This is a genomic window from Paenibacillus sp. 203 (genome assembly GCF_037027525.1).
In the GTDB taxonomy this organism is placed as follows: domain Bacteria; phylum Bacillota; class Bacilli; order Paenibacillales; family Paenibacillaceae; genus Paenibacillus; species Paenibacillus polymyxa_B.
Genome location: NZ_JAXCHD010000049.1, coordinates 1 through 469 on the forward strand (window position 1 = coordinate 1; position 469 = coordinate 469).

The 469-nt window shown below is 44.3% G+C and carries 2 rRNA genes; both read left to right on the forward strand.

The features are described 5' to 3' along the window. A 16S ribosomal RNA gene (locus WA407_RS26310) occupies positions 1-69 on the forward strand; the annotation flags it as partial. Positions 70-371: 302 nt separating this feature from the next. Further along, positions 372-469 (forward strand): 23S ribosomal RNA (locus tag WA407_RS26315); the annotation flags it as partial.

The window sequence follows — 469 nt, forward strand, 5'->3', positions numbered from 1 at the left end:
GGGTAGATGATTGGGGTGAAGTCGTAACAAGGTAGCCGTATCGGAAGGTGCGGCTGGATCACCTCCTTTCTATGGAGAATCGTTTCCTGCAATGGAAACATTCAAATATGAAGCATTAGCTTCAAAACTCAGGTTTAGGCCTGTTACTCACTCGTTGCTCAGTTTTGAGAGCTCAAACTCTCGAAAAAAAGCTGGTTGTTTACAGCTTTGCACCTTGAAAACTGGATACCGAAACGAAATTGCGTTTTAGAATATTCCTTTAAGCTGATCTTGTGTAAACAAGTGAAATAAAGGTAGCTGCCTTGAACTTCATTCACACATCCGTGTTGAACCGAAATTCAAAGCAAATCGTATTTACGATGTAAATACTAGGTTAAGCTACAAAGAGCACACGGAGGATGCCTAGGCGCCAGGAGCCGACGAAGGACGTGGCGAACAACGATAAGGCCTCGGGGAGCTGTAAGCAAGC